Annotated in this window: 1 protein-coding gene; it reads left to right on the top strand. The window is 44.7% G+C overall.

The genetic code is table 11. From position 1 onward, the window contains the following. Positions 1-1,185, top strand: a complete 1,185-nt coding sequence (gene tuf, locus CWC11_RS20170) for an elongation factor Tu (protein WP_058548756.1) — start codon at positions 1-3, stop codon at positions 1,183-1,185. Positions 1,186-1,207: the final 22 nt, after the last annotated feature.

The following is a 1,207-nucleotide window of genomic DNA, read 5'->3' as shown; positions in this document are numbered from 1 at the left end:
ATGGCAAAAGAAAAGTTTGAACGCGTAAAACCGCACGTAAACGTTGGTACAATCGGCCACGTTGACCACGGTAAAACTACACTAACTGCAGCAATCACTAACGTACTTGCAAAAGTATACGGCGGTGTTGCTAAAGATTTCGCATCAATCGATAACGCTCCAGAAGAGCGCGAGCGTGGTATCACAATCTCAACTTCTCACGTTGAGTACGATACGCCAACTCGTCACTACGCACACGTAGATTGTCCTGGTCACGCCGATTATGTTAAAAACATGATCACTGGTGCTGCTCAAATGGACGGCGCTATCTTAGTAGTAGCTGCGACTGACGGCCCTATGCCACAAACTCGTGAGCACATCCTACTTTCTCGCCAAGTTGGCGTACCTTACATCATCGTATTCATGAACAAATGTGACATGGTTGATGACGAAGAGCTACTTGAGCTAGTAGAAATGGAAGTTCGTGAACTTCTTTCTGAGTACGACTTCCCAGGTGATGATTTACCACTAATTCAAGGTTCTGCACTTAAAGCACTTGAAGGCGAAGAGCAATGGGAAGCTAAAATCGTAGAGCTTGCAGAAGCACTAGATTCTTACATTCCAGAGCCAGAGCGTGACATCGATAAGCCATTCATCATGCCTATCGAAGATGTTTTCTCAATTCAAGGTCGTGGTACAGTTGTAACTGGCCGTGTTGAAGCGGGTATCATCAACGTGAATGACGAAGTTGAAATCGTTGGTATCAAAGAGACTACTAAGTCTACTTGTACTGGTGTTGAAATGTTCCGTAAGCTTCTTGACGAAGGTCGTGCTGGTGAGAACATTGGTGCACTTCTACGTGGTACTAAGCGTGAAGACGTTGAACGTGGTCAAGTACTAGCTAAGCCTGGTTCAATCAAGCCACACACTACATTCACTTCAGAAGTATACGTACTTTCTAAAGATGAAGGTGGTCGTCATACTCCATTCTTCAAAGGTTACCGTCCACAGTTCTACTTCCGTACAACTGACGTAACAGGTGACGTACAGTTACCAGATGGCGTAGAAATGGTAATGCCTGGTGATAACGTTAAGATGACAGTAACTCTAATCGCGCCAATCGCGATGGATGAAGGTCTTCGTTTCGCTATCCGTGAAGGTGGCCGTACTGTAGGTGCTGGTGTTGTAGCAACTATCGTAGAGTAATAGTTAACTTTTAAGTTAATTA

The sequence above is a fragment of the Pseudoalteromonas sp. S3178 genome, assembly GCF_005886985.1.
Taxonomy (GTDB): domain Bacteria; phylum Pseudomonadota; class Gammaproteobacteria; order Enterobacterales; family Alteromonadaceae; genus Pseudoalteromonas; species Pseudoalteromonas carrageenovora.
Note: the sequence above shows the minus strand (reverse complement) of the source record. Positions and strands in the feature narration are given on the sequence as shown.

Coding starts and splice junctions, on each gene's coding strand:
- tuf (WP_058548756.1), top strand. CDS start 1: ATGGCAAAAGAAAAGTTTGAACGCGTAAAACCGCACGTAAACGTTGGT.